Source organism: Variovorax nivicola (genome assembly GCF_051216475.1).
Taxonomy (GTDB): Bacteria; Pseudomonadota; Gammaproteobacteria; order Burkholderiales; family Burkholderiaceae_C; genus Variovorax.
The window spans coordinates 685,587-706,105 of record NZ_JBPJZK010000002.1; the positions used below are offsets into that span (position 1 = coordinate 685,587).

21 protein-coding genes are annotated in these 20,519 nt (G+C 66.7%); 8 read left to right on the forward strand and 13 right to left on the reverse strand.

Going from position 1 to position 20,519, the window contains the following annotated elements; translation table 11 throughout:
* Positions 1-36: 36 nt before the first annotated feature.
* Positions 37-336, reverse strand: a complete 300-nt coding sequence (locus tag ACSFBF_RS11835; protein WP_435467063.1) for a hypothetical protein — start codon at positions 334-336, stop codon at positions 37-39.
* A 200-nt stretch (positions 337-536) separates the two neighbouring features.
* Between ACSFBF_RS11835 and ACSFBF_RS11840 the strand changes: the two genes are divergently transcribed.
* The gene (locus ACSFBF_RS11840) at positions 537-3,053 is read left to right on the forward strand and encodes an ABC transporter permease (protein ID WP_435467065.1); all 2,517 of its coding nucleotides are present in this window, start codon (positions 537-539) and stop codon (positions 3,051-3,053) included.
* A gap of 89 nt (positions 3,054-3,142) precedes the next feature.
* A complete protein-coding gene (locus tag ACSFBF_RS11845) occupies positions 3,143-4,645 on the forward strand; it encodes an AAA family ATPase (protein WP_435467067.1) in 1,503 nt (500 codons plus the stop codon).
* A gap of 15 nt (positions 4,646-4,660) precedes the next feature.
* Here the strand turns inward: ACSFBF_RS11845 and ACSFBF_RS11850 are convergent, their stop codons facing one another.
* The 3 genes from ACSFBF_RS11850 to ACSFBF_RS11860 form a co-directional block, all read right to left on the reverse strand.
* The gene (locus ACSFBF_RS11850) at positions 4,661-4,984 is read right to left on the reverse strand and encodes a type II toxin-antitoxin system RelE/ParE family toxin (protein ID WP_435467069.1); all 324 of its coding nucleotides are present in this window, start codon (positions 4,982-4,984) and stop codon (positions 4,661-4,663) included.
* Positions 4,981-5,253 (reverse strand): type II toxin-antitoxin system Phd/YefM family antitoxin, encoded by a 273-nt coding sequence (locus ACSFBF_RS11855; protein ID WP_435467418.1) that lies wholly within the window; start codon positions 5,251-5,253, stop codon positions 4,981-4,983. Before ACSFBF_RS11855 ends, ACSFBF_RS11850 begins: the two co-directional genes overlap by 4 nt.
* A gap of 70 nt (positions 5,254-5,323) precedes the next feature.
* The gene (locus tag ACSFBF_RS11860; RefSeq protein ID WP_435467071.1) at positions 5,324-6,217 is read right to left on the reverse strand and encodes a LysR family transcriptional regulator; all 894 of its coding nucleotides are present in this window, start codon (positions 6,215-6,217) and stop codon (positions 5,324-5,326) included.
* Positions 6,218-6,344: 127 nt separating this feature from the next.
* Here ACSFBF_RS11860 and ACSFBF_RS11865 point away from each other — a divergent pair, with 127 nt between their 5' ends.
* Positions 6,345-7,847 carry an MFS transporter gene (locus tag ACSFBF_RS11865; protein WP_435467073.1) on the forward strand — a complete coding sequence of 501 codons (1,503 nt, stop codon included), beginning with the start codon at positions 6,345-6,347 and terminating at the stop codon, positions 7,845-7,847.
* Positions 7,848-7,854: 7 nt separating this feature from the next.
* Here the strand turns inward: ACSFBF_RS11865 and ACSFBF_RS11870 are convergent, their stop codons facing one another.
* Complete coding sequence (locus ACSFBF_RS11870; RefSeq protein ID WP_435467075.1) at positions 7,855-8,751, reverse strand: LysR family transcriptional regulator; 897 nt, start codon at positions 8,749-8,751, stop codon at positions 7,855-7,857.
* Between the two features lie 123 nt (positions 8,752-8,874).
* On the opposite strand from ACSFBF_RS11870, the gene ACSFBF_RS11875 reads away from it, so the two are divergent.
* Genes ACSFBF_RS11875 through ACSFBF_RS11890 form a run of 4 tightly spaced genes read left to right on the forward strand, consistent with a single transcriptional unit; the run spans position 8,875 to position 11,382 of the window.
* The gene (locus tag ACSFBF_RS11875) at positions 8,875-9,618 is read left to right on the forward strand and encodes an SDR family oxidoreductase (RefSeq protein ID WP_435467077.1); all 744 of its coding nucleotides are present in this window, start codon (positions 8,875-8,877) and stop codon (positions 9,616-9,618) included.
* A gap of 32 nt (positions 9,619-9,650) precedes the next feature.
* Positions 9,651-10,151: a DUF1097 domain-containing protein gene (locus ACSFBF_RS11880; RefSeq protein ID WP_435467079.1), complete on the forward strand. Its 501-nt coding sequence runs from the start codon at positions 9,651-9,653 to the stop codon at positions 10,149-10,151.
* A 55-nt stretch (positions 10,152-10,206) separates the two neighbouring features.
* Positions 10,207-11,100, forward strand: coding sequence for an SDR family oxidoreductase (locus tag ACSFBF_RS11885; RefSeq protein WP_435467081.1), 894 nt, complete (start codon positions 10,207-10,209; stop codon positions 11,098-11,100).
* Positions 11,101-11,157: 57 nt separating this feature from the next.
* Positions 11,158-11,382 (forward strand): SlyX family protein, encoded by a 225-nt coding sequence (locus tag ACSFBF_RS11890; RefSeq protein ID WP_093057985.1) that lies wholly within the window; start codon positions 11,158-11,160, stop codon positions 11,380-11,382.
* Positions 11,383-11,391: 9 nt separating this feature from the next.
* Here the strand turns inward: ACSFBF_RS11890 and trhA are convergent, their stop codons facing one another.
* Genes trhA through cyoA form a run of 8 tightly spaced genes read right to left on the reverse strand, consistent with a single transcriptional unit; the run spans position 11,392 to position 18,926 of the window.
* Positions 11,392-12,081, reverse strand: coding sequence for a PAQR family membrane homeostasis protein TrhA (gene trhA / locus ACSFBF_RS11895; protein WP_435467083.1), 690 nt, complete (start codon positions 12,079-12,081; stop codon positions 11,392-11,394).
* A 36-nt stretch (positions 12,082-12,117) separates the two neighbouring features.
* Positions 12,118-12,666: a response regulator transcription factor gene (locus tag ACSFBF_RS11900; RefSeq protein ID WP_435467085.1), complete on the reverse strand. Its 549-nt coding sequence runs from the start codon at positions 12,664-12,666 to the stop codon at positions 12,118-12,120.
* Positions 12,647-14,098, reverse strand: coding sequence for an ATP-binding protein (locus ACSFBF_RS11905; RefSeq protein WP_435467087.1), 1,452 nt, complete (start codon positions 14,096-14,098; stop codon positions 12,647-12,649). Before ACSFBF_RS11905 ends, ACSFBF_RS11900 begins: the two co-directional genes overlap by 20 nt.
* Positions 14,055-14,855 carry an SURF1 family protein gene (locus ACSFBF_RS11910; RefSeq protein WP_435467089.1) on the reverse strand — a complete coding sequence of 267 codons (801 nt, stop codon included), beginning with the start codon at positions 14,853-14,855 and terminating at the stop codon, positions 14,055-14,057. Before ACSFBF_RS11910 ends, ACSFBF_RS11905 begins: the two co-directional genes overlap by 44 nt.
* Positions 14,855-15,253, reverse strand: coding sequence for a cytochrome o ubiquinol oxidase subunit IV (gene cyoD, locus ACSFBF_RS11915; protein ID WP_435467091.1), 399 nt, complete (start codon positions 15,251-15,253; stop codon positions 14,855-14,857). Before cyoD ends, ACSFBF_RS11910 begins: the two co-directional genes overlap by 1 nt.
* Positions 15,250-15,903, reverse strand: a complete 654-nt coding sequence (gene cyoC / locus ACSFBF_RS11920) for a cytochrome o ubiquinol oxidase subunit III (RefSeq protein WP_435467093.1) — start codon at positions 15,901-15,903, stop codon at positions 15,250-15,252. The genes cyoD and cyoC overlap by 4 nt, the downstream gene beginning before the upstream one ends.
* Entirely contained in the window at positions 15,896-17,899 is a 2,004-nt protein-coding gene (gene cyoB, locus ACSFBF_RS11925; protein ID WP_435467095.1) for a cytochrome o ubiquinol oxidase subunit I, read from the reverse strand. The genes cyoC and cyoB overlap by 8 nt, the downstream gene beginning before the upstream one ends.
* 1 nt (position 17,900) lies before the next feature.
* Positions 17,901-18,926 carry a ubiquinol oxidase subunit II gene (cyoA, locus tag ACSFBF_RS11930; protein ID WP_435467097.1) on the reverse strand — a complete coding sequence of 342 codons (1,026 nt, stop codon included), beginning with the start codon at positions 18,924-18,926 and terminating at the stop codon, positions 17,901-17,903.
* 179 nt (positions 18,927-19,105) lie between these two features.
* Between cyoA and ACSFBF_RS11935 the strand changes: the two genes are divergently transcribed.
* Positions 19,106-20,446 (forward strand): MFS transporter, encoded by a 1,341-nt coding sequence (locus ACSFBF_RS11935; RefSeq protein WP_435467099.1) that lies wholly within the window; start codon positions 19,106-19,108, stop codon positions 20,444-20,446.
* Positions 20,447-20,519 lie beyond the last annotated feature (73 nt).

A 20,519-nucleotide genomic window follows, 5' to 3' on the forward strand; every position in this document is an offset into this window, starting at 1 on the left:
CCGGGAAACTTGATTGAATGAATCAGGTGGGCCGCGCTACTTGGGCGCCGCAGTGCCGTCGCCACCGCTCGGCGCGGGCGCAGCGCCGCCGGAAGAGCCGCCACCGCCCGGGCCGCTCATGCCGCCGATGGCTGCGCCGCCTTCGGACGGGCCCTTGTGGGAAGTGGAGGATTCGACCTTGTCGCCGGACTCGGCAGGCTTGATGCCCGTCGGGCTCGCCGTGCCGCCGTCGGCCTTCGGCGTGGGGACCGTGGGAACCTTGGGATCGCAGGCACTCGCCAGCACGCCTGCGACAAGGCACAGGCCGACGATCTGCAAGCGCTGGCATCGTGGCATCGACACTCCTTGGGGAAGGACGGGTCTGAAAACGGGCTGTTTTTATGCCTCGTTCTTCGCTTGCCGGGAGTGCCCGGTTTGCGACAAACGGGATACGTTTGTCGCATCATGCGACAGCATCCTGTCGGGATCAAGGGCCGAAAGGGCGCAATAACCCTTGAATCCAGCCGCGCCCCTGGGCGTCGGCTATTGTTCGCGCCATGAATGCCTCCCTCCGCCTGGGTTGGCGCACGCTCTGGCGCGACCTGCGCGCCGGCGAACTGCGCCTGTTGATCGTTGCCGTGGTGCTGGCCGTGGCCGCGCTCACGGCTGTCGGCTTCTTTGCCGATCGCCTGCAGGGCGGGCTGAAGCGCGATGCGCGCCAGCTGCTGGGCGGCGACGCGGTGATCGTCAGCGACAACCCGACGCCCGAGGCCTTCGTGGCGCAGGCGAAATCGCTGGGCCTGCAAGGCAGCGGCACCTACGGCTTTCCGACCATGGCGCGGGCCGGGGACGCGCAGGGCGGCGCCAGCAAGCTGGTGGCGTTGAAGGCCGTGGCCGCTGGTTACCCACTGCGCGGCAGCCTGCAGACCTCCACCACCATCGACGGGCCGGGTGCCGTCACGCGCGACATCCCGCCGCCGGGCGAGGTGTGGGTCGATGCCTCGCTGCTCGACTCGCTCGCGCTCAAGGTCGGCGACACGATGCTGCTGGGCGACACCGGCCTGCGCGTCGGCCGCGTCATCACGCTGGAACCCGACCGCGGCGCCGGCTTCATGAGCTTCTCGCCACGCGTGATGCTCAACCAGGCCGACGTGCCGCGCACCGGGCTCGTGCAGCCGGCCAGCCGCGTTGGCTATCGCTATGCGGTGGCGGGCAGCGATGCGGCGGTGAAGCGCTTCAGTGACTGGGCCGACGCCACCATCAAGAAGGGCGAGCTGCGTGGCGTGCGGCTCGATTCCTTCGAAGGCGGCCGCCCCGAGATGCGCCAGACGCTGGACCGCGCAGAGAAATTCCTGAGCCTGGTCGCGCTGCTCGCGGCGCTGCTGTCGGCCGTGGCGGTGGCGCTGGCCGCGCGCGGCTTCGCGGCCAGCCATCTCGACGACTGCGCAATGCTGCGGGTGCTGGGCCAGAGCCAGCGCACCATCGCCGTAGCTTATTCCTTCGAGTTTGCGGTGATCGGCATCGTGGCCAGCGGGCTGGGCGTGGCCATCGGCTTCGCGGTGCACTACGTGTTCGTGCTGCTGCTGGCGGGGCTGGTCGAAACCGCGCTGCCCGCGGCCACCTTGTGGCCTGTCGCTTTCGGGCTCGGCATGGGGCTCACGCTGCTGTTCGCCTTCGGCCTGCCGCCGGTGCTGCAACTGGCCCGCGTGCCGCCGCTGCGCGTGATCCGGCGCGACGTGGGCGGGCTCAAGCCCGCGTCGCTCGCGGTGCTGGGCGTTGGCGTTGCGGGCTTTGCGGCGCTGCTGATGGCGGCGAGCAGCGACATCAAGCTGGGGCTGATCGCGGTCGGCGGCTTCGCGGGTGCGGTGGCGGTGTTTGCGCTGCTGAGCTGGCTGGCGGTGAAGGTGCTGCGCCGCAGCGTCAACGAAACGACTGCGCCGCGATGGCTGGTGCTGGCCACGCGGCAGATTTCGGCGCGGCCGGCCTATGCGGTGGTGCAGGTCAGCGCGCTGTCGGTCGGCCTGCTGGCGCTGGTGCTGCTGGTGCTGCTGCGCACCGACCTCGTCGCGAGCTGGCGCCAGGCCACGCCGCCCGATGCGCCGAACCGCTTCGTCATCAACGTCATGCCCGACCAGAGCGATGCCTTCCAGAAGTCGCTGCGCGACGCGGGCGTGGGCAAGTTCGACTGGTACCCGATGATCCGCGGCCGTCTGATCGCCATCAACGACAAGCCCGTGACGCCCGACGACTACGCCGAAGACCGCGCCAAGCGCCTGGTGGACCGCGAGTTCAACCTCAGCAACAGCGTGGATGCGCCCGCGCACAACACCATCACCGCGGGCAAGTGGACGCCCGATGCGCAGGGCGAGGTGAGCGTGGAAGAGGGCCTGGCCGAGACGCTGGGCCTGAAACTCGGCGACATGCTGCGCTTCGACATCGGCGGCATGCAGAACGAGGCGCGCATCACCTCGCTGCGCAAGGTCGACTGGGGCTCGATGCACGCCAATTTCTTCGTGATGTACACGGTGGCCTCGCTGGCCGACGTGCCCACCACCTACATGGGCGCCTTCCGCGCGCCCGAGACCCGGGGCTTCGACAACGCACTGGTGCGCAGCTACCCGAACGTGACCAACGTCGACATGAGCGCCACCATCAACCAGCTGCAGCGCGTGCTCGATCAGGTGATACGGGCGGTCGAGTTCCTGTTCGGCTTCACGCTCGCGGCCGGGCTTGTTGTGCTGTTCGCGGCGGTGACGGCCACGCGCGAGGAACGGGCGCGCGAGTTCGCGGTGATGCGCGCGGTGGGCGCGCGCGCCAGCCTGCTGCGGCAGGTGCAGCGCGCCGAGCTGGTGGGCGTGGGGCTGCTCGCGGGCTTTCTCGCGAGCATTGTGGCTTCGGTGATCGGCTGGGCCCTGGCGCGCTTTGTGTTCGAGTTCACCTGGACCGCCTCGCCCATCGTGCCGGTGGCGGGCGCGCTGGCCGGCGCGGTGCTGGCACTGGGCGCGGGATGGTGGGGCCTGCGCGACGTGCTGCGCCGCCCGGTGGTCGACACGCTGCGGCGCGCTGCCGAGTAGCCATCTTTTTCTTCGGGTTCGGGCCGGACGGGGTCGTGGAATGCAATACATTCCCCGACCCCGTATTCAATTCAGAAGAACCTTTCTACATGCGCTTGGCGTCATTCCAGATCACCAACTTTCGCTCGATCAACGACAGCGGCCTCATCGACTCCACACAGATCACGGCGATCCTCGGTCGAAATGACAGCGGTAAATCGAACCTGCTGCGCGCACTTCATAGCCTGAACCCCGCCGAGGGCCTGGCCGAACTCAGCCCCATCAAGGACTTTCCCCGCCACCGTCGCCTGGAAGAGTGCACCGGCGACACCCCGGTCGTCTTCACGCGCTGGAGCCTGGACGAGAGCGAGCAGGCCGAGCTCGTCGAGATCCTGCCGCGCGCGGCAGGCGTGCGCCACGTCACCGCGGCCCGCGGCTATGGCACTGCACGCTGGGCCGGGCTCGAAGGGCTCACGGCGCTGTCGCTCGACGTGAGCGACATCAAGGGCAAGGTCCGCAAGATCGTGCCGGCCGTGAAGGCCGCTGCAGAAAAAGTCGCCGAGGAAGCGAAGGTAACGCTCGAGCAGGAAGCCGACACCTTCGACGCCGCGATGATCATGAGCCCCGACTACATCAAGTGGTCGGCGGGCGCGGTCAAGGCGGCACAGGCCCTGCGCAAGGCGCTGGCCGTGGCGGGCGCCGAGCTCAGCGACAAGCAGGAGCAGATGCTGGCCGAGCTGGAAGACATGGCCCTGTCCATCTCCAACGACACGCCGGCGCTCGCCCGCGCGCAGGCCTGGGTGATTGGGAAGCTGCCGCGCTTCGTCTACGTCGACGAATACCCGGCGCTGCCCGGCCGCCAGAACATCGCCGAGTACCTGGGGCGCCAGGGCTGGGGCCAGCTCACGCCCGAGCAGCAGAGCTTCGGCAAGCTGTGCAAGGTCGCGGGGCTCGACCCGCAGCAGTTGCAGAACCTGCTCGAAAAGAACGATCAGGCCACGCGCAACCAGCTGGCCAACCGCGCCGGCTCGGTGGTGACGGCAGAGATCCGCCGCCTGTGGAAGGACCGCCCGTTGAAGGTGCGCTTCAACCTTGACGGCCAGTACCTCGACACGCTGGTGTCCGACCCGAACAGCGCCTACGACGTGGAAGTGAACCTCGACGAGCGCAGCCGCGGCTTCCAGTGGTTCTTCTCGTTCTACATCGCGTTCTTCGCTGACACGAAGGGCGGACGTGCGGAAGACGCCGTGCTGCTGCTTGACGAACCCGGGCTGCACTTGCACCCCCACTCGCAGGCCGATCTGCTGGCGCACTTCGAGAAAGACTTCGGCAACCAGATCATCTACACCACGCACTCGCCGTTCATGGTGCCGACGCACCGGCTCGACGCTGTGCGCACGGCCAGCCTCGACGAGACCACGGGTACGACGGTGAGCAATGCGGCGCAGGGGGATGCGGCCACGCTGTTCCCGCTGCAGGCGGCGCTGGCGTTGAGCCGGATGGCCAGCGAGCCCGCGAAGCCGGTGGTGCAGGAAGCACGCGTTGAACGCTCCGAAGCGCCGACCAGTGCCATGAACGAAAAGGCAGAGCGCCAACCGGCGCAAGTCGCCTAGCAGGCACGCCAGATCTCAAACGGCGCCGACCAAGCGCCGCATGAGCAGGCCTTTCAAATCTCTTCGTGTGTCGCAGACAACGTGGATGTAGGCGGTGTCCGCTCTCACTTCGTAAATGATGCGATTCATGCCCGAGATGACTTGCCTGTATTGGGCCGTGTTCAGGTTTTCGAGCTCCTCGGGAATCCTGCCTGCCTGTGGATGCGCTTCGATCATCGCGACGGATTTCTTGATCTTCTCGTAGCTGGTCGCCCAAGTGTCCGTGCCGAAGTTCTTGATGACGTAGCGCTTCAGATCTTTCAGGTCGGCTTCGGCGGACCGCAGGAACACAACCTTCATTGCTCGTCTTCTTGGTCCAGATCGGCGAACACGTCGGTTGCAGATCGGAACTGGCCCTGCTCGATTTCGCGGTTGCCGAGCGCCAGGACTTTGAGAAGTGCGAGAGTGGCTTCGTGCTCTTCGTAGGAGCGGACATCCATCACCACGAGTTTGGCTTCGCCGTTCTGTGTGATGAGCAGCGGCTCGCGGGTGTCGGAAAGGGTCTTCACGATGTCCGCGGCGTGGCTCTTGAGATAGCTGATGGGTTTGACTTGCGTGGAGAAATTCATGTTGCTCACCTTGATGTTGGTGTCGATCGGACTCATTATGGTCTGAATTCAGTCCGGTCCGTCTCTTGTGCTACGGCGCCATACCTTCGTCCCTGAACATCCGCTCCCCCGCAAAGTCCACAAACGCACGCACCTTCGGCGACAGCTGCCGGCTCGACGGCCACAGTGCCGAGAACTGCCCCTGTCGCACGAGGTGCGTGGCCAGCACGCGCTGGAGCTCGCCGCGGCACAGCGAATCGCGCGCCAGGAAGTCGGGCATGTAGGCCACGCCGAGGCCGGCGACGGCGGCGCCCAGCATGGCTTCCATGTTGTTGCACAGCAGGCCGGGTGGCAGTTGGGCGGGCAAGCCGGGCAGGTCCCATTCCTCGACCTTGCCGCCGGTCACGAACTTGTAGCGCAGGCAGGCGTGCTGTATCAGGTCGGCCGACACCTGCGGCACGCCGTGGCGTTCTAGATAAGCCGGTGAGGCCACCAGCACGAACTGGAATGGGCCGAGCCGCCGCGCCACCAGTTGCGAATCGACCAGATCGCCGCTGCGGATCGCCACATCGACGCCCTCGGCGATCACGTCGACCAGCCGGTCGTTGAAGTCGAGGTCGAGCTCGATCTCGGGGTAGCGCGCCTTGAAGTCCGGCAGGATCGGCAGCAAAAAGCGGTAGCCGATGGTCGGCAGGCTCACGCGCAGGCGGCCGCGCGGGGCGGCGACGGCGTCTTGCATCATGGCGCGCGCGTCGTCTAGTTCGTCGAGGATGCGGCGGCAGCGCTCGTGGAAGAGCGCGCCTTCCTGCGTCAGCCGTGTGTGGCGCGTGGTGCGGTTGAAGAGGCGCACGCCGAGCTGCTGTTCGAGCCGCGCGACGTTCTTGCCCACCGCCGAGGCCGATATGCCCAGCAGCCGGCCGGCCTTGGCAAAGCTCAGCAGGTCGGCCGCGCGCACGAAGGATTCGAGTCCGCTGAAGCTGTCCATGGATTAACAACCCTGGGTTGGGAGTGCGAGGATCAATGGCGCCATTTTCATTCCATTGATTCCTTTCTATCTTCTGTGGCTTCCTTCCTTCCTTCCTTCCTTCCTTCCTTCCGCGTGAAAGCCTTCGATGTCCACGTCTTTCCACAACAAGAACTGGCTGCTGGCCGCCGTCTGCCTGGCGGCGCTGGGCATGCCGCTGAGCTTTACCGGCCCGGCGGTGGTGCTGCCCGCGATCCGCGATGCGCTGGGCGGCAGCCCGGTGCAGCTCAACTGGGTGACCAACGCCTTCATGCTGAGCTTCGGCGCCACGCTGATGGCCGCCGGGGCGCTGGCCGATGCCTATGGGCGCAAGCGCGTGTTCTTGCTCGGGCTTGCGGTGGTGGCGCTGAGCAGTTCGCTGCTGACGCTGGCCCCCGGCATCGTCGCTTTCGATCTTGCGCGGGCTCTGCAGGGGCTGGGCTCGGCCGCGGCCTTCGCGGCGGGCACGGCCGCGCTTGCGCAGGTGTTCGACGGCGCGGCGCGCACGCGGGCCTTCAGCCTGATCGGCACCTCGTTCGGCGTGGGGCTGTCGTGCGGTTCCATCCTCTCGGGCTGGCTCGCCGAAAGCTTCGGCTGGCAGGCGGTGATGCTGAGCCCCGGCGCGGTCAGCCTCGTGGCGCTGTGCATCGCCGCGCCGAGCATGCGCGAGTCGCGCAATCCGGACGCCATGGGGCTCGACATGCCGGGCACCGTTACCTTCACCGCCGCGCTGAGCTTGCTGACGCTGGGCGTGCTGCAGGCGCCCGACAGTGGCTGGGGCAGCCCGTGGGTGCTTTGCGCGCTGGCGGGCGCGGCGCTGATGGGGGCGGCCTTCATCGCCATCGAGCGGCGCGTGGCGCATCCGATGCTCGACCTGTCGCTGTTCCGCTTTCCGCGCTTCGTGGGCGTGCAGCTGTTGGCTGCGGCGCCGGCCTACGGTTTTGTCGTGCTGCTGGTGGTGCTGCCGATCCGCTTCATTGGACTCGAAGGGCGCAGCGCGATCGAGGCTGGGACTTTCATGTTCGCGCTCTCGGGGCCGATCCTCGTCGTGCCGACGCTGGCGGCATCGCTCGCGCACCGGTTCTCGGCGGGCGTGATCTCGGCCGTGGGGCTGCTGGTGTGTGCGGTCGGGCTGTTCTGGCTCAGCCGCTGTGCGCCGGGGACACCGCTGCACGACATCGTGTGGCCGCTGCTGCTGATCGGCGCGGGCATTGGTCTGCCGTGGGGCCTGATGGACGGGCTGGCCGTGAGCGTGGTGCCGCGCGAGCGGGCGGGCATGGCGTCGGGCATCTTCAACACCGTGCGGGTAGCCGGGGAGGGAATTGCGCTGGCGTTGGTCGGAGCTGGATTGACGGCGCTGGTGGCGATGCAGCTGGGGCATGCTGCCGCCGTATCGCAGGCGGCGCAGCGCGTCACGACCGGGGATTTGTCTCAGGCGCTGGCCCTGCTGCCCGGCATGGACCGCGTGGCGCTGTTGCATGCCTATGGCGCAGCGTTCGGCACCTTGCTGTGCGTGCTGGCCGGCGTGACGGTGATGACGGCGTTCGTGGTGTTCGCGTTCCTGCGCGGCGAGACGCATGCCGAGGCCGGCGCTGTGGCGACGGCCGGCTGAAACCCGCTCAGGCCCTTTCAGCCGCCTCGAAGATGTCCCGCAGCCACTGCGTGAACACGCGCACGCGCGACGACAGCTGCCGGTTCTGCGCATAGAGCACCGAAACTGGCATCGGCGGCGGCGCGAACCCAGAAAGCAGCACCTTCAGCCGCCCGTCTGCCAGCTCCGTGGCCACACGATAGCGCGGCACCTGCACCAGCCCCAGGCCCGCGACGGCCGAGCCGGTGTACAGGTCGGCGCCCGTCACCGAGACGATGCCGCCGAGCTGCACGGGCGTCACCCGACCGTCGACCGTGAATTCGAGCGGCACTGCCTTGCCCGTTGCGCTGGAGATGTAGTGGATGGCGCGGTGCGCCGACAGTGCTTCCACGCTCCCGGGCTCGCCGTGCTGCGCCAGGTAGGCCGGGCTCGCGACTGTGACCTGCGGCAGCAGCGCCACGCGCCGCCCGACCATCGATGAGTCTTGCAGCGTGCCCGCGCGCAGCACGCAATCGACGCCTTCGCGCACCAGGTCCACCAGCCGGTCGTCCTCGCCGATGTGCAGTTCCAGGTCGGGATATCGCGCCAGGAAGGCCGGCAGCGCGGGCACCACGAAATGCCGTGCCAGCGTGCCCTGCAGGTTCACGCGCAGCAGGCCCTTGGGCGCCTCGTCGCGGAACAGGCCCTCGGCCTCTTCCACGTCGGCCAGCAGCCGCACGCAGCGGCGGTAGTAGGCCTCGCCGTCCTGCGTGAGGCGCACGGTGCGGGTGGTGCGCTCCAGCAGCCGGGTGCCCAGGCGCTGCTCCACGCGCTTGATCAGGTTGGTAACGGTGGCGCGCGGAATCTGCAGGTCTTCGGACGCCTGCGTGAAGCTCTGGCGCTCGGCGATGCGCACGAAGGCCAGCATTTCCTGGAAGCGGTCCATGAGCAGTCCCTGAGGCTATTGTTGAAGTAAATGGAATGGTAATGGCGATTTGAGGCTGATTATCTTTTTATTGGAACGATCGATCATCCGTCTCACCAACCCACCACTGCAAAGGAAACAGCCATGAACCAGCCCTCCAACTCCAAAGTCGCCCTCGTCACCGGCGCATCGCGCGGCATCGGCGCTGCCATCGCACGGCGCCTCGCCAAGGACGGCTTCGCGGTCGCCGTCAACTACGCGTCGAGCCCGGCGCAGGCCGACGCCCTCGTCGCCGAACTGCAGGCCGCCGGCGGCAAAGCCTTCGCGGTCAAGGCCGACGTGGCCAATGCCGATGAAGTGCGCGCCATGTTCGACGCCGTCGAGGCGCAGCTTGGCAAGGTCGACGTGCTCGTCAACAACGCCGGCGTGCTCAAGACCGTGCCGCTGGCCGAGCACACCGACGCGCTCTACGACCAGACCTTCGACATCAATGTGCGCGGCACCTTCAACACGCTGCGCGAAGCCGCCACGCGCCTCAACGAGGGCGGGCGCGTCGTCAACTTCTCGAGCACCACGCTCGCGCTGAACATGCCCGGCTATGCGATCTACAACGCCACCAAGGCGGCGGTCGAGGCCTTCACGCATGTGTTCGCCAAGGAGCTGCGCGGCCGCAACATCACGGTGAACGCCGTGGCGCCGGGCCCGATCGCCACCTCGCTGTTCCTCGACGGCAAGACCGAAGAACAGATCCAGACCTTCGCCAAGATGCCGCCGCTGCAGCGCCTCGGCCAGCCAGAGGACATCGCTTCGGTGGTGGCCTTCCTCGCCGGTCCCGATGCGGGCTGGGTCAACGGCCAGGTCCTGCGCGCCAACGGCGGCGTGGCCTGAGCTCGCATCGAACCGCTCAAGGAGAAATCATCATGAGCCAACCGACTCCGTCCGCTGCCGCCCCGCGCTTCTTCAGCCTGGCGTACTCGGCCTTCACGCTGGCCGCTGCGGTGGTTGCCGCTGCCGCCTCGGCGGTGGCCCTTGTTCTCGAACTGCCCGTATGGGCGATGTTCGTCGGCTGGGTGGCCTTCTACACGCGCGGCGTCACGGCGCGCGACGGCCTGTTCAACCTCGTCTGCGTGAGCCTCGGCGTGCTGATCGGCAAGGCGGCAGCCGTGGCCATCGGCGCACTGGCCCCTGTCGTGGGCGCCGTGGCGCTGCCGTTGGTGGTGCTGGTCGTCGCGCTCGTCGTGGTGTCGATGCGCAGCGTGCCGCGTCTCAACAACCTGCTGTGCTACTTCCTCGGCCTGATCGCCTTCTTCGCGATTCACCAGCCGCCTTCGCTCTCGCTGTTCGGCACGTTGGGCGGCGCGGCCGCGCTCGGATCGGTCGCGGCGTGGGCGGCCCATGCGCTGCAACGCCGCGTGCATTGAAGACGACGCGTCCCCGATCCCTCGCATTCCATTCATTCATTCCAGGAGTTCCATCATGCAATCCGTCATCCTCGTCACCGGTGCAGGCACCGGCATCGGCAAGCTCACCGCTCAGTCCCTCGCCGAAGCGGGTCACATCGTCTACGCCTCGATGCGCGACATCGCGGGGCGCAACAACGGCCGCGCCACCGAGCTGCGCGCGCTGGCCGCGGCCAAAGGGCTTCAGCTGCACCCGCTCGAACTCGACGTGCTCTCGCAGGATTCGGCCGATGCCGCCGCCGCGACCATCGTGCGCGAGCAGGGCCACCTCGACGTGGTGATGCAGAACGCCGGCCATCTCGTGGTCGGCCCGACGGAGGCCTTCACGCCCGAAGAGATCGTGAAGGTGTTCGACACCAACGTGCTCGGCGCGCAGCGCGTGAACCGCGCGGTGCTGCCGTACCTGCGCAGGCAGGAGTCGGGGCTGATGCTGTGGATCAGCAGTACCACCACCAAGGGCGGCTTCCCGCCGTTCATGGGCCCTTACGGTGCGGCCAAGGCGGCGATGGATTCGCTGGCCGTCACGCTGGCCTACGAGATCGCACGCTTCGGCATCGAGACTTCCATCGTCGTGCCGGGCGCCTTCACCCGGGGCACCGACCACTTCCCGAGCGCGGGCAAGCCGGCCGATGCCGCGACTGCCGCCGCCTACAGCCGCTACGACGGCGTGATGGACCAGATCGGCGAACGCCTCTCGGCGCTGACGCCCGACAACGCCGACCCGCAGGCCGTGGCCGACGAAATCGTGCGCATCGTGGGCCTGCCCGCCGGCACGCGACCGATGCGCTCGCTGATCGACTTCGTGGGCGACGGCGCGACGGAGGTGTTCGAGGTGTCGGAGCGAGTGCGCATCGAGTTCGCCAAACGCATCGGCATGGGTGACCTGCTCGAAGCGAAGGTGCGTCGCTAAGAAGAAGCTAAGGTAGGCGTCATAAAAGGTGGGTCGGTCTTCCTGTCCAATAGCGGCATGGAAAACCCACCCCACGACCTCGCGGAACGCGTGACAGAGCTCGAGATCAAGTCGAGCTACGCCGAAGACCTGCTCGACCAGCTGAACATGACGATCTACCGCCAGCAGCAACAGATCGACCGGCTGATCCTGCAGGTCACGCAGTTGAAGGAACAGAGCCAGAACGCGATGCAGGACGGAGCCGCACGCAACCCGCGCGACGAGCTACCTCCGCATTACTGAACAAGACGCTCAGCCGTGCGAGTGCCAGAGCACGGCGAAGAAATGGCAGGTGCTGCCGGCGAGCACGAACAGATGCCACACTGAATGCGCGAAGCGCACCTTGTTGTCGAACAGGAAGACCACCGCACCCGCCGTATAGAAGAGCCCACCGGCCACGAGCCAACCCAGGCCGGCCGATGACATGCGCTCATACAGCGGCACGGCAGCCATCAGCGCCATCCAGCCCATCGCCACATAAAGCCCGGTCGACCACAGCGGATGCTGCAGCCGGTTGAACAGCTTGGCGCTCACGCCCAGCACCGCCGCCGCGCAGATGGCGCCGAACAGCGTCCAGCCCAGCGGGCCGCGCAGCACGCCGAACAGGAAGGGCATGTAGCTGCCCGCGATGAAAAGGTAGATGGCCGCGTGGTCCAGCCGGTTGAACCAGGCCTTGGCCCGGCCCATCGGCAGCGCGTGGTACAGCGTGGAGATCAGGTACAGCACGATGGCCGTGCCCGCGAAAAGACAGGCGCCGACCACGCCTGCGGCCTGCCCCTTCTGCACCGCGTTGTAGACCAGGATCGGCAGCGCGGCGATGGCCAGCGCCAGGCCCAGGCCGTGGCTCAGGGCATTGAAGAGTTCTTCCATCGCCGTCTGGTCGCGGGCCGCCAGGACGGAGGTGCGCTGCGAGGGTTGCGTCTGGGAAGGAACTGCTGTCATCGGAACCTCATGCAGATGAAGAGATGTAGTGGTTGCCTACTTGACCTGCTGCTTGCCCAGCTTGCGCGCCAGCGTACGCCGGTGCATGCCGAGCCTGCGCGCGGTCTCCGAGATGTTGAAGCCGGTTTCGGCCAGCGTCTCGTGGATGCGCTCCCATTCGAGCGTTTTGATCGAGGTCGAGCGGTTGGTCAGCTCGACCTCGGTGGTGCCGGCGGCGCGGCCGAAGGCGGCCTCGATGTCGTCGGTGTTCGACGGCTTGGCCAGGTAGTGGCAGGCGCCGAGCTTGATGGCTTCCACGGCGGTGGCGATGCTGGCGAAGCCCGTCAGCACCACGATCAGCATCTTGGGGTTGTGCCGGTGCAGCATCTGCACCGCGGACAGGCCCGAGGCCTCGCCGTTGAGCTTGAGGTCGACCACCGCGTAGCCGGGCGACGAAGTGGCCAGCAGGGCCTCGACTTCCGCGAGGTTGCCCGCCTGCGTCACGGCATAGCCGCGGCGTTCGAAGGAGCGGCCGAGCGCGCGCGCGAAGGCATCGTCGTCCTCGACGATCAGCAACTGGCGCTGCTCAGCTTCTGTTTCGCTCATTGGCTTCCATTCCGATGGTCCTGCTGGCGGCGACGGCTTCCGCATCGTCCTCGTCGTCATCCACTTCCGTCTCTTCTTCCTCGAGCACGATGGCCGCGAGCGGCAGCGTGATCTTCACGATGGCACCGCCCTCGGGTCGGTTGGCCGCCGCGACGCGGCCGCCGACCGTGCGCGCCACGTTCACGACCAGGAACAGCCCCAGCCCGCCGCCGGGGCGGCCCTTGCTCGACTGGTAGGGTTTGCCGAACTCCTTCAGGATGGCCGGCAGGAAGCCGGGGCCTGCGTCCGTGACCGTGATCGTCAGCGCGTCGGCGTCGTGCGCCGCCTCGAGGCGCAGCCAGTGCGGCGACGCCTCCAGCGCATTGTCGAGCACGTTGCAGATCATCTGCTTGAGGGCCGAGTCGGAGACCATGGGCAGGTCCCGGCCAAAGCGGTTGTCGTACTCGAAGTCTTCCACGGGGCGGGTGGTGCGCCACTCTTCGATCAGGTCGTCGAGGAAGGTGCTGACGGTGGTTTCTTCGGACGACTCGCCGCGCGCCTCGCCGGCCGACAGCAGGATGCCGCTCACGATGCTCTTGCAGCGCTGGATCTGCAGCTCCATCTCGGCCACCTCGGTCAGCAGTTCGGGGTCGGAGCTGAAGTGCGGCAGCCGGCGCCAGTCGCCCAGGATCACCGCCAGCGTGGCCAGCGGCGTGCCCAGCTCGTGCGCCGCGCCAGAAGCCAGCAGGCCCATGCGCACGATGTGTTCTTCTTCAGAGGCGCGCTGGCGCAGGTCGGCCAGCCGGGCGTCGCGCGCGCGCAGGTTGCGGCCGATGCGGGTGATGAAGGTCACGAGCAGCGCCGCGTTCAGCGCGAAGCACACCAGCATGCCCTGGATGTAGGGGCTCCACAGGCCGCGGTTGTGGTCCAGCGGCAGCGCGAGCGGGCGCGAGAACAGCGCCAGCCCGGCGAAGCAGATGCTGGTGATGACCACGATGGTCCAGGTCGACCAGGGCTTCAGCAGCACCGCGCCCAGCGTCACCTGCAGCAGGAACAAAAACACGAAGGGGTTGGTCGCGCCGCCGCTCAGGTAGAGCTGCGCCGTGAGCGTGGCCACGTCGACCAGCAGTGCGAGGAACAGCTCGCCGTTGGTCACGCGCCGGTGGCTGCGCGAACGCAGCAGGCTCACCATGTTGAAGAGCGCGAGGCAGGTCAGCACCTGCAGCATGTGGTCCAGCGGCAGCCGGATCGCGAAGCCGTAGTGCACCACCAGGATGGTGACCACCTGCCCGACCACGGCGAACCAGCGCAGCTGGATCAGCTGCTGCATGTTCTGGTGGCCGGTGGCGTTGTCGAGGCTCGCGACACCGGCGCGGGGGGCGTGCAGTTCGCCCGCGACCGCGGCGGTGTCAGTCGTCGCGGCGAGCATCTTGGGCGGGGCGGGCTTCGGCATGGGCCGCATTTTCGCCGCTGCGCCGCACGAACCAGGCCGCGACCAGCACCATCAGGGCGAGGCCATACCACGTCAGGGCGTAGACGAGGTGGCTGTTGGGAAAGGCGATGACCGTCAGGCCGGCGGCGGGCCACGCGGGGGTGTCGATGGTGGCGGTGGCCTGCGCGGGTGCGGCCTCGGCGTCGACGAAGTAGGGCGCGACGTTGTTCAGGCCGCGCGCCGCGGCAATGGCCTGCACGTCGCGCGAGAACCAGCGATCGGCGGCCGGATCGTTCTTGCGCAGGAAGCCGCCCTTGGGCTCTGTGAGGCGCAGCAGGCCGGCCACGGTGGTCTCGCCCTGCGGCTCGGGCGCGGTGCGGGCCGAGCGTTTCTGCGCTTCAGGCGGTACGAACCCGCGATTGACCAGCACCACGGTCCCGTCGGCGCTGCTGCGCAGCGGGGTCAGCACCCAGAAGCCTGCGCCGAGCTTGGTGCTGGCCTGCACCAGCGTTTCTTTGTCGTGGAGGAAAGTGCCGGCAAGGCGGACATGCCGGTATTCGTCGTTGGCCGCGTTGACCGTGGGCCATTCGTTTCGCCCGGGGGCCGTGCTGGCCGGGGCATGCACGCGCTGGTCGACGCGGGCGATGAGATCGAGCTTCCAGGCCCTGCGCTCGACCTGCCAGGTGCCGAGCGCGAAGAAGCCGGCAAAGGCGAGGGCGCCGCAGACCGCCAGCGCCACCCGCGCGGCGGTGGACCGCTGGCGGACCGCTGCCGCCATCAGGGCATGTTCTTCATGTCGTGCATCGAGTGCGGCATCATGTTGGTGTTCATGTGGTACATGACCCACAGCGAACCGGCCAGCGTGATGACCACGAGCACAAGCGTGAAGATCAGCGCCAGCATGTTCCAGCCGCCTTCGGACTTGGCGTCCATGTGCAGGAAGTACACCATGTGCACCACGATCTGCACCACGGCGAAGGCCAGGATGACGAGGGCGGTGGTGTTGGGCTTGTCGAAGACCTTGCTCATCACGAGCCAGAACGGAATGGCGGTGAGGATCACGGCCAGCACGAAGCCGGTCATGTAGCCCTTGAAGGTGCTGTGGCTCACCGGGCCATCGTCGTGGCTGTCATGGCCATGTGCGCCGTGGCCGGCGGTTTCGGTGTGCGCGCTCATTGCAGCGATCCCATCAGGTACACGAAGGTGAAGACGCCGATCCAGACCACGTCCAGAAAGTGCCAGAACATCGACAGGCACATCAGGCGGCGGCGGTTGGCGGCGGTGAAGCCGTGCTTGGGCAGCTGGATCATCAGCACGATGAGCCACACGATGCCGAAGGTCACGTGCAGGCCGTGGGTGCCCACCAGCGCGAAGAACGACGACAGGAAGGCGCTGCGCTGCGGGCCCGCGCCTTCGTGGATCAGGTGCGCGAACTCGTACAGCTCCAGGCCGATGAAGCCCGCGCCCAGCAGGCCGGTAATGGCCAGCCAGACCAGCACGGCGCCCATGCGGCGCTTCTGCATCTCGAGCACCGCGAAGCCGTACGTGATGGACGACAGCAGCAGCAGCGAGGTGTTGATTGCCACCAGCGGCAGGTCGAACAGGTCGGCGCCCGAGGGGCCGGCCGCGTAGCTGCGGCCCAGCACGCCGTACACCGCGAACAGGCAGGCGAAGACCAGGCAGTCGCTCATCAGGTAGAGCCAGAAGCCCAGCAGCGTGCCGTTCTCGGGGTGGTGGTCTTCGTTGCGGACGTTGAAGACCTCGAACGCAGGCGCGTTCGACGCATGGCCGGCGCTGCCGGCGGAAAGAGCGGTGGTGTTAGACATGGGCAGCTAGCAGGCGCGTGCGCGCGTCTTCGGTGCTGACGACTTCTTCCGTGGGGATGTGATAGTCGCGCTTGTAGTTGAACGTGTGGATGATCACGGCGGCGAGCATGGCGACGAAGCCGATGCCGGCCACCAGCCACATCTGCCAGATCATTGCGAAGCCACCCACTGCGGCCAGAGCCGCGATGATGAAGCCGGCGGCCGTGTTCTTGGGCATGTGGATCGGGCTGAAGCCTTCCAGCGGACGCTGGTAGCCGCGGGCCTTCATGTCGGACCAGGCGTCGTTGTCATGCACGCGCGGCGTGAACGCGAAGTTGTAGGCCGGCGGAGGCGACGAAGTCGACCATTCGAGCGTGCGGCCGTTCCACGGGTCGCCCGTGGTGTCGCGCAGCGATTCGCGGCGAATGAAGCTCACCACCAGCTGGATGATGAACGAGGCGATGCCCAGCGCGATCAGCACGGCGCCGAAGGCGGCAACCTGGAACCAGATCTGCAGCGACATGTCCTGGAAGTGGTTCATGCGGCGGGTGACGCCCATCAGGCCCAGGATGTACAGCGGCATGAAGGCGAACCAGAAGCCGACGATCCAGAACCAGAACGAGCACTTGCCCCAGAACGGGTCGAGCTTGTAGCCGAAGGCCTTCGGGAACCAGTAGGTGATGCCCGCCAGCATGCCGAACAGCACGCCGCCGATGATCACGTTGTGGAAGTGGGCGATCAGGAACAGGCTGTTGTGCAGCACGAAGTCGGCCGGGGGAACGGCCAGCAGCACGCCGGTCATGCCGCCGATCACGAAGGTGATCATGAAGCCGATGGTCCACATCATGGGCAGCTCGAAACGGATTCGGCCGCGGTACATGGTGAAGAGCCAGTTGAAGATCTTCGCGCCCGTCGGGATCGAGATGATCATCGTCGTGATGCCGAAGAACGAGTTCACGCTGGCGCCGGAGCCCATGGTGAAGAAGTGGTGCAGCCAGACGAGGTACGACAGGATGGTGATCACGACCGTGGCGTACACCATCGAGGCGTAGCCGAAGAGGCGCTTGCCGGAGAAGGTGGAGACCACTTCCGAGAAGATGCCGAAGGCCGGCAGGATCAGGATGTACACCTCGGGGTGGCCCCAGATCCAGATCAGGTTCACGTACATCATGGCGTTGCCGCCGAGGTCGTTCGTGAAGAAGTTGGTGCCGACATAGCGGTCGAGCGACAGCAGGGCCAGCACGGCGGTCAGCACCGGGAAGGCTGCAACGATCAGAACGTTGGTGCAGAGCGCGGTCCAGGTGAACACGGGCATCTTCATCATCGTCATGCCGGGCGCGCGCATCTTCACGATGGTCGCCAGCAGGTTCACGCCAGAGAGCAAGGTTCCGACCCCCGCTATCTGCAATGACCATATGTAGTAGTCGACCCCCACGTCGGGGCTGAAGAGAATGCCCGACAGCGGCGGGTAGGCCAGCCAGCCGGTCTTGGCGAACTCGCCGACGAACAGCGACGCCATCACGAGGCCGGCGCCGAAGGTGGTCATCCAGAAGCTGAAGTTGTTCAGGAACGGGAAGGCCACGTCGCGCGCGCCGATCTGCAGCGGCACCACGAAGTTCATGAGGCCCGTGACCAGCGGCATCGCCACGAAGAAGATCATGATCACGCCGTGGGCGGTGAAGACCTGGTCGTAGTGGTGCGGCGGGAGGAAGCCGGCGTTGTCGCCGAAGGCCATTGCCTGCTGGGCCCGCATCATCAGCGCGTCGGCAAAGCCGCGCAGCAGCATCACCAGGCCCAGGATGATGTACATGATGCCGATCTTCTTGTGGTCGATGCTGGTGATCCAGTCGCGCCACAGCATGCCCCACAGCTTGAAGTAGGTCAGTGCGCCGAGGACGGCGATGCCGCCCAGCACCACGCCCGCAAAGGTCGCGAGCAGGATCGGCTCGTGGTAGGGAATCGCCTCCCAGGTGAGGCGGCCGAAGACGAGCTTCGTCAGGTCTAGGTTCTGCAACATCTTATTCTTCGGTGGTGCACATCGCGGTGACGTACTTGCGCTTGGGCGTATCGAGAGAGTCGATCTCCCAGGCTTGCTTGGTGGCAACGTTGAAGGCGCCGGGCTTGCCCATGCCGCCGTCGGCGTCGATGGCCATCATTTCCTTCATGCACATCTTGTTGCGGTCCACGCACAGGTTGAGGATGGCGTCGTACAGGGCAGGGTCCACGGCGGCGTAGTGGCGCACGGGCTCGCGTTCGCTCGGCACTTCGAGCTTCTTGTAGAGATCGCGCGTGAGTTCGCCGTCCTTGCCGGCCTTGACCTTCTGGACCCACTGGTCGAAGTCGCCGTTGCTCAGGCCGTGGAACTTGAAGCGCATGCCCGAGAAGCCGGCGCCGCTGTAGTTGGCGGAGAAGCCTTCGAACTCGCCCGGCTTGTTGATCACCGCGTGCAGCTTGGTTTCCATGCCCGGCATGGCGTAGATCTGGCCAGCCAGCGCGGGGATGAAGAACGAGTTCATGACCGAGGAGGCCGTGATCTTGAAGCTGATCGGGCGGTCCACCGGGGCCGCCAGCTCGTTCACCGTGGCGATGCCCTGCTCTGGGTAGATGAAGAGCCACTTCCAGTCGAGCGCCACCACTTCGACCACCAGCGGCTTGGTGTCCGCGGGGATGGGACGCTGGGCGTCGAGGCGGCGCAGCGGCTGGTAGGGGTCGAGCACGTGGGTGCTGATCCAGGTGATGGCGCCCAGCGCGATGATGATGAGCAGCGGCGCCGCCCAGATCGCCAGTTCGAGCTGGGTCGAGTGGTCCCAGTCGGGGCTGTAGGTGGCCTCTTTGTTCGACTGGCGATAGCGCCAGGCAAAGAAGATGGTCAGGGCGATCACCGGGATGATGATGATCAACATCAGCACGGTGGAGACGACGATGAGGCGTCCCTGCTGATTGGCGATGTCGCCGGATGGGTTCATCAGCACCGTGTTGCAGCCCGCCAGGAGCATGGCGGAAAGCAGCAGGAGTGATCGGCGAAGGTTCTTGAGGATGTGCATGCCGAAGGAAAAGAGGTGCAGGGGCGACGCAAAAAGACCCCACAATCTACGCCTGAAGACGGGTTTCGCCTATTGGACGTTTTGTCCTATGGCGGTAAATGTGATTCGGTGCGACGCTCTGGGATCTCCATGGTCTTATGGTGTCGCGCCGCGGCGTGACACCTGAATTACAGCAAGCAATGACGACGTCCAGCATCAGTCCGCAAGGCGCACAGCCGCTGCCGAACTCGCCCGAGCACGGCGGCGCCCGGCAGGGCGACGACCACTCGCACATCGCCCCCGGCGAGATCGCGGTCGGCGTGATCATCGGCCGCGCCTCCGAATATTTCGACTTCTTCGTCTACGGCATCGCCTCGGTGCTGGTGTTTCCGGCGGTCTTCTTTCCGTTCGAGCAGCACCTCGAGGGCGTCCTCTATTCGTTCCTGATCTTCTCCTTCGCCTTCATCGCGCGTCCGTTCGGAACTGTCATCTCGATGGTCATCCAGCGACGATTCGGGCGGGAGGCCAAGCTCACGTCGGCGCTTTTCGTGCTGGGCACCTCCACCGCCGGCATCGCCTTCCTGCCGGGCTATGCGAGCCTGGGCTTCACGGCGATCGTGCTGCTGTCGGTGTTCCGCTTCGGCCAGGGCCTGGCGCTGGGCGCTTCCTGGGACGGCCTGCCGTCGCTGCTGGCGCTGAATGCGCCCGCCAACCGCCGCGGCTGGTACGCCATGCTGGGCCAGTTGGGCGCGCCCATCGGCTTCTTCATTGCCAGCGCGCTGTTCGCTTACCTGTATTCGAGCCTGCCGTCGGAGGACTTCCTCGACTGGGGCTGGCGCTACAGCTTCTACGTGGCCTTCGCGATCAACGTGGTGGCGCTGTTCGCCCGCCTGCGCCTGGTGGCCACCGACGAATATTCGCGCCTGCTCGAAGAGCGTGAACTGGAGCCCACCAGCGTGAGCGAGCTGGTCCGTACGCAGGGCGCCAACCTGCTGATCGGCGCCTTCGCCGCGCTGGCCAGCTACGCGCTGTTCCACCTGATCACAGTGTTCCCGCTGTCGTGGATTACGCTGTATTCCGACCAGTCGGTCACCGAATTCCTGATCGTGCAGATGATCGGCGCGGTGCTCGGCGCCGCCGGCATCGTGGCCTCGGGCCTGCTGGCCGACCGCATCGGCCGCCGTTTCACGCTGGGCGGCCTGGCTGCAGTGATCGCGGCTTTCAGTGGTTTTGCCCCCACGCTGCTCGATGGCGGCCGCGTTGGGCAGGACATCTTCATTCTGCTGGGCTTCGTGATTCTGGGCCTGTCGTACGGCCAGGCGGCCGGCGCCGTGACCTCGAACTTCGCGCCCAAGTACCGCTACGTCGGCGCGGCGCTCACGGCCGACCTGGCTTGGCTGATCGGTGCGGCGTTCGCGCCGCTGGTCGCCCTTGGCCTGTCGGCCCACTTCGGCCTGGCCTACGTCAGCATCTACCTGCTGTCGGGTGCCATCGCCACGCTGGCCGCGCTGGCGCTGAACCGGGCACTGGCGCGGGACTGACCAGCAGGCAAGGCAGCAACAACTGCCGCCGTTTCTTTCAAAAGGGGCCGCTTCGGCCCCTTTTTCATTAGGA

Bases quoted from the DNA above. Each gene is read 5' to 3' on its own strand.
- ACSFBF_RS11890 (WP_093057985.1), top strand. From the start codon at position 11,158: ATGGAAAACCCACCCCACGACCTCGCGGAACGCGTGACAGAGCTCGAG.
- ACSFBF_RS11910 (WP_435467089.1), bottom strand. From the start codon at position 14,855: ATGGCGGCAGCGGTCCGCCAGCGGTCCACCGCCGCGCGGGTGGCGCTG.
- cyoA (WP_435467097.1), bottom strand. From the start codon at position 18,926: ATGCACATCCTCAAGAACCTTCGCCGATCACTCCTGCTGCTTTCCGCC.
- ACSFBF_RS11865 (WP_435467073.1), top strand. From the start codon at position 6,345: ATGTCCACGTCTTTCCACAACAAGAACTGGCTGCTGGCCGCCGTCTGC.
- trhA (WP_435467083.1), bottom strand. From the start codon at position 12,081: ATGACAGCAGTTCCTTCCCAGACGCAACCCTCGCAGCGCACCTCCGTC.
- ACSFBF_RS11880 (WP_435467079.1), top strand. From the start codon at position 9,651: ATGAGCCAACCGACTCCGTCCGCTGCCGCCCCGCGCTTCTTCAGCCTG.
- ACSFBF_RS11860 (WP_435467071.1), bottom strand. From the start codon at position 6,217: ATGGACAGCTTCAGCGGACTCGAATCCTTCGTGCGCGCGGCCGACCTG.
- cyoD (WP_435467091.1), bottom strand. From the start codon at position 15,253: ATGAGCGCGCACACCGAAACCGCCGGCCACGGCGCACATGGCCATGAC.
- ACSFBF_RS11840 (WP_435467065.1), top strand. From the start codon at position 537: ATGAATGCCTCCCTCCGCCTGGGTTGGCGCACGCTCTGGCGCGACCTG.
- ACSFBF_RS11855 (WP_435467418.1), bottom strand. From the start codon at position 5,253: ATGAATTTCTCCACGCAAGTCAAACCCATCAGCTATCTCAAGAGCCAC.
- ACSFBF_RS11900 (WP_435467085.1), bottom strand. From the start codon at position 12,666: ATGAGCGAAACAGAAGCTGAGCAGCGCCAGTTGCTGATCGTCGAGGAC.
- ACSFBF_RS11870 (WP_435467075.1), bottom strand. From the start codon at position 8,751: ATGGACCGCTTCCAGGAAATGCTGGCCTTCGTGCGCATCGCCGAGCGC.
- ACSFBF_RS11935 (WP_435467099.1), top strand. From the start codon at position 19,106: ATGACGACGTCCAGCATCAGTCCGCAAGGCGCACAGCCGCTGCCGAAC.
- ACSFBF_RS11905 (WP_435467087.1), bottom strand. From the start codon at position 14,098: ATGCCGAAGCCCGCCCCGCCCAAGATGCTCGCCGCGACGACTGACACC.
- cyoB (WP_435467095.1), bottom strand. From the start codon at position 17,899: ATGTTGCAGAACCTAGACCTGACGAAGCTCGTCTTCGGCCGCCTCACC.
- ACSFBF_RS11835 (WP_435467063.1), bottom strand. From the start codon at position 336: ATGCCACGATGCCAGCGCTTGCAGATCGTCGGCCTGTGCCTTGTCGCA.
- ACSFBF_RS11845 (WP_435467067.1), top strand. From the start codon at position 3,143: ATGCGCTTGGCGTCATTCCAGATCACCAACTTTCGCTCGATCAACGAC.
- ACSFBF_RS11875 (WP_435467077.1), top strand. From the start codon at position 8,875: ATGAACCAGCCCTCCAACTCCAAAGTCGCCCTCGTCACCGGCGCATCG.
- ACSFBF_RS11885 (WP_435467081.1), top strand. From the start codon at position 10,207: ATGCAATCCGTCATCCTCGTCACCGGTGCAGGCACCGGCATCGGCAAG.
- ACSFBF_RS11850 (WP_435467069.1), bottom strand. From the start codon at position 4,984: ATGAAGGTTGTGTTCCTGCGGTCCGCCGAAGCCGACCTGAAAGATCTG.
- cyoC (WP_435467093.1), bottom strand. From the start codon at position 15,903: ATGTCTAACACCACCGCTCTTTCCGCCGGCAGCGCCGGCCATGCGTCG.